General features: G+C 73.2%; 3 protein-coding genes. All 3 read left to right on the top strand.

Features of this window, described 5'->3' with window-relative positions:
* Positions 1 to 568: 568 nt before the first annotated feature.
* The 3 genes from ACI1MP_RS38350 to ACI1MP_RS38340 all read left to right on the top strand — a co-directional run bounded on the left by ACI1MP_RS38350 (position 569) and on the right by ACI1MP_RS38340 (position 4,008).
* Positions 569 to 829, top strand: coding sequence for a hypothetical protein (locus ACI1MP_RS38350; RefSeq protein WP_404871094.1), 261 nt, complete (start codon positions 569 to 571; stop codon positions 827 to 829).
* Entirely contained in the window at positions 829 to 1,440 is a 612-nt protein-coding gene (locus ACI1MP_RS38345) for a hypothetical protein (RefSeq protein ID WP_404871093.1), read from the top strand. Before ACI1MP_RS38350 ends, ACI1MP_RS38345 begins: the two co-directional genes overlap by 1 nt.
* 87 nt (positions 1,441 to 1,527) lie before the next feature.
* Positions 1,528 to 4,008: a Helicase associated domain protein gene (locus ACI1MP_RS38340; protein ID WP_404871092.1), complete on the top strand. Its 2,481-nt coding sequence runs from the start codon at positions 1,528 to 1,530 to the stop codon at positions 4,006 to 4,008.
* The last annotated feature ends 2 nt before the right edge of the window (positions 4,009 to 4,010 follow it).

Below are 4,010 nucleotides of genomic sequence, written 5' to 3'. Positions count from 1 at the left end.
GCGCCGGGTAACCACGGGCCTTCGGCCCGGGTTGCTTGCGCCTTCGGCGCTGCGCGCCGCCTTCGGCGGCGGGACTGCCGGCCTTCGGCCGGGCCCGAGGCTGCGCCTCGGGCGGCTCGTCGGCTTCGCCGCCGACTGCCCGGCTTCGCCGGGCTGTTCGGGCTTCGCCCGTTCGCGGGTGCGGGGTTCGGGTGGATAGTGGCGGGTCAACTCCGCTGTTTCGCGCGGAGTTTGATGGTGGATGGGGTGGCGGGGGCCTTCGGCCCTTGCTGGGATGGGCGAGTGGGTTTGGCGGGCGCTTCGCGCCGTAGGCCCTGGGGGTTCGGGGGAGGCGGGAGTCGTTGCGGGGCGTGTCGGATGGCGGGGTCACTCGTTGGGGTGGCGAGGGGGCGGGCTTCGCCCATTCTGCTGCATCGAAGATTCCTGCCCGCTAGACTCTGGGATAGGAGAGAGGTTCCGTGGAATTTTCTGGGGCTCGCTCCCGGACGGGATCGCCGTCACTGAGAATACTGCGGGTCAAACTGCGGCGGGAGCCGGAAATGGAATTCTTGGGCTTGGAGGAGGCCGCGTGACAGTGTCTTGGCTGGCTGACTGGTACTGCGGGGAGTGCGGCAGCTCCGGGCAGGAGCGCTTCGAGGACGAGACGAGCGTCGAGGCCGGCCACGACTGCGACGAGGACGGCGGGCCGGGCTCGATCAGCTGGGACGGCCGCGCGGAGTGCGGCGAGTGCGGCTGGGTCCAGGAGACCGACTTCGCGGACGACTGCTGGGTGGCCTCCGGCCACGTGTGCGAGGACGAGTCGGCGGTGCCGGCCGGAGTGGAGCGGTGATGAACGAGGTCGAACGGTTCGCGGCGGCGCGGCGGCGGGTGCAGCGCCAGGCGCAGGGACGGACGGCGGAGCAGATCGGGGGCGGCCTGGTGGCCGCGCGGGCTATGGCGCGGCAGGCAGGCCGGGACGAGCACGCGGGGCCGGGCGAGGTGTGGGAGGTGGAGGAGTGGGAGCGGATCGCCACCCTGGTCCGCACCGGCTCCTGGCCGGTGTACGACGTCGCCCGCGATGAGCAGGCGCAGGCGTGGCGGACCGAGGGGGAGCAGCGACAGCAGGCTGCGCGCCGGGCCCGGCAGCAGCGCCCGGTGCGGCCGGTGCCGCCCCCGGGCCGGGTGGAGGTGCGCGTGGTGATGCCGGGCGAGGCGGGACGGCGGCTGCGGGCTCTGGCGGAGGGGCTGGGGTGGAGCGCGGAGCGGGTGCTGGCGGTGCTGGCCGAGCACGTCCAGGTCGACGCCGACGGCCTGGTCCACGTCCCCACGGTGGCCATCACGGCGGCGCCGCCCGGCCTGGAGGCGCACCGCGAGCGCCCGCCCGCGGTCTACCAGGAGCGGCCGCGGTGCGGGCGCCAGGACTACGGCGACAGCTACGGCGGCCCGGCGCTCGACTGGTAGCGGCCGGGCCGTCGCGAGCGGCCCGAATCAGCAGTGCCCGGTTTTCCGATCATGCCGCCTGAATTCCTGGAAAGGGAAATTGCAATCATGATGAAAAAGCCCCGCCGTAATCAGGTGGAGGCCGCCGATGCCTCTGTACGACTTCTGACGCTCCCGGCGTCGGGCCTGGTGCCGCCGCAGGGGCTGCGGTGCCAGCTCCGGGCGGCGACGGGCGCGGGGAAGTCGCTGACGGCCGTTCACATCACCGAGCGGCTGCGCTCGGAGCGGACGCTGGTGCTGGTGCCCTCGCTGCCGCTGCTGGAGCAGACGGTGGCGGTGTGGCGGCGTGAGGGGCACGGCGGGCGGATGGTCGGGCTGTGCTCGCTCACCGGCTACGAGCAGCCGGTGGGGCTGCGGTGCACCACCGATCCGGCCGAGCTGGTGAAGCTGACCGCCGGGCTGAAGCGGGTCACCGTGTTCGCCACCTACGCCAGCGTGGGCCTCGGGCACCTGGAGAAGGCCCACCAGCTCGGCCTGCCCGCCTTCTCCCTCGCCGTGGTGGACGAGGCGCACCGCGTCAGTGGGCAGGCCGGGCGGCCGTGGGCGGCGGTGCTGGACAACACCCGGATCGTGGCCGACCGCCGGCTGTTCATGACCGCCACCCCGCGCGTGTGGGCGCTCAAGGACCGCGACCGGGAGCGGGCCGCCGAGGCGGGGGTGGAGGCGGCCGAGCTGATCGCGAGCATGGACGACGAGGAGCTGTTCGGGCCCGTCGCCCACGACTACCCGCTTGGGCAGGCCATCGCCGACGGCGTCATCGCCCCCTACCGGATCGTGTGCGTCGACGTCGCCGACCCCGTGCTGCAGGGCATGGAGCAGCGCGGTGCGGACGTCCGCTCCGTCGAGTACCGCGGGGCCCGGCTGGCGGCCCTGCAGACGGCGCTGCTGTCCGCGTGCGCGGAGTGGGACCTGAGCAGGACCCTGTCGTTCCACCACCTGGTGGCGGAGGCGCGGGCGATGAGCACCGGCCTCTCGGGCGTGGCCCGGACGCTGTGGGAGCAGGACCCGGCGCTGCACCCCAACCCTGAGCTGGTGGGCACCACGTGGCTGGAGGCCGACCACACCCCGGCGCAGCGCCGGGCCGCGCTGGAGGAGTTCACGGAGCTGGTGCGACGCGAGGACGGTCTGCGGCTGCTGCGGCACGTCCTGGCGTCGGTGAAGACCCTCTCCGAGGGTGTGGACACGTTCGCGTGCGACAGCGTGTTCTTCGCGGACGTGCGCGGGTCGATGGTCGACCTGGTCCAGGCCGTCGGGCGGGCGCTGCGCACCACCCCCGACAGCGGGAAGGTCGCCACGATCGTGGTGCCGGTGCTGCTCTCGGCCGGGGAGAACGGGGAGGACCTGCTCACCTCAAAGGCGTACGACGGGCTGGCGAAGGTGCTCCTGGCGCTGCGGGCCCACGACGAGGCCGCCGTCGAACGCCTGGCCCTGCCGCAGTCCGAGACGCGCCCGGAGCGGGAGCCGCGGCACTCCGGCGAGCTGGACGAGGTCCGCTCCGCCGGCGGCGAGGAGCAGCTGCTCAGCTTCTCCACCGAGCGCGACCCGGCGGTGATCGCGGCGTTCGTCCGCACCCGGGTGCTGGAGCCCGAACGGGAGGAGTTCCGGCGCGGCCTGGGCGAGCTGGCTGCCTACCGGAAGGCGTTCGGCGACGCGAAGGTCCCCTACGCCTACCGGGCCCCTTCCGGACACCGGCTCGGGGTGTGGGTGGCCGACCAGCGCCGCTACAAGGCCGCCGCCATCCTGGACGACAAGCGGATCGCCGAGCTCGACGCGCTCGACATGGTGTGGTCGGCGTTCGACACCGCCTTCACCGACAACCTCACCGCCGTCGCCGGCTACGCCGCCGAACACGGCCACGCCTGCCCGCCCAACGACGCCGTGTGGGACGGGCGCCCCGTCGGGACGATCCTGAAGAACTGGCGCACCGCCCAGCGCCGCACCGAGACCCTCCAGCGCCGAGCCGAGGCAGGCGAGACCGGCTTGGACTGGACGGGGGCGTTCCCGGCCGACCGGAAGGCTGCGGTCGACGAGATCGACCCCGCCTGGTGCCCGGCCTGGGCGGTGGAGTGGCAGCGCTGCTTCACCCTCGCCTGGCGCCACGTCAACGACGGCGGCGAGCTGGCCGGCTCCGCACCGGGGACCGTGGTCGTCCAGGGCGAGGACCTCGCCGGATGGGGCCGTGCGCAGCAGACCGGCTGGGACAAGCTCAGCCCGGCCCAGCAGTGGGCGTGCGAACACGTCCTGGGCCTGACCCCGCTGGAACCGGAGGAACTGCCGGCCCCGAAGGTCCCGCACGCCGTCAAGGAGGAACGCAACCTCGCCGCCGCCGCCCAGTACTACCAACGGACCGGCAACCTTGATGTGCCCAGAGGGCACCGCGAAACCCTCGTCCTGGGCGATCCCAGCAGCCCTGACGGGATCGTCGAAATCTCGCTTGGCCTGTTCGTGGCCAACAGTAGAAGCCGTAAAGCCACCATCCCCGCGGAACGCAGGCAACGACTCACCGAACTCGGCATGCGGTGGCAGTAGGA

It is taken from the genome of Kitasatospora griseola, assembly GCF_044999035.1.
Lineage (GTDB): Bacteria > Actinomycetota > Actinomycetes > Streptomycetales > Streptomycetaceae > Kitasatospora > Kitasatospora griseola.
This window is presented reverse-complemented; position numbering and strand designations above follow the sequence as displayed.